Here is a 705-nt window from a genome sequence, read left to right as displayed (position 1 = left end):
TGCACCTGTGACCGGCACCCCGCTGGTGATCACCCTGGCCAACGGTCAGAGCATCACCATTCCGGTCAATGCCAGCTCCGGCTCGGTCGATTTCACCGCACCGAACAACGTCTACTCCACCAACACCCCGGTGACCAACAGCATCACCGGCGTGACTGGCGGTAACTACGAGAAACTGGACACCGCCGGCACCCCAAGCACCACGGTCACCGATGATCCAGCCAAGCTGGATAGCACCGGCCTGACCCTGACGGCCAGCAACAGCGTCGAGGAAGGCGGTAGCATCGTCTACACCGCCAAGCTGACCAACCCGGCCGGCAGTGACATGACCATCACCCTGAGCAACGGTGCGGTCATCACCATCGCCAAGGGTGAAACCGAAGGCAGCGTGCCGTTCAACGCACCGGCCAACACCGTTTATGTGGATGCTGGCAATGTCAGCGTGACGGTCACCGGTACCACCGGTGGCGACTTTGAGCACCTGGAAGTCAGCACGACGCCGGCAGTGACTGCGATCACCGATTCGATCGACACCTCGACCGTGACTCTGACGGCCACCCCGAGCGTGACTGAAGGCGGCGTGATCACCTATACCGCTTCCGTCACTGCACCTGTGACCGGCACCCCGCTGGTGATCACCCTGGCCAACGGTCAGAGCATCACCATTCCGGTCAACGCCAGCTCCGGCTCGGTCGATTTCACCGC

The 705-nt window shown here is 62.4% G+C and carries 1 protein-coding gene; it reads left to right on the top strand.

Features of this window, described 5'->3' with window-relative positions; translation table 11 throughout:
• On the top strand, nt 1-705 hold a 705-nt coding region (locus tag CAF78_RS28515; protein ID WP_177408582.1), incomplete at both ends, for an immunoglobulin-like domain-containing protein.

The organism is Pseudomonas sp. R28(2017), from assembly GCF_002112505.1.
Lineage (GTDB): Bacteria > Pseudomonadota > Gammaproteobacteria > Pseudomonadales > Pseudomonadaceae > Aquipseudomonas.
Note: the sequence above shows the minus strand (reverse complement) of the source record. Positions and strands in the feature narration are given on the sequence as shown.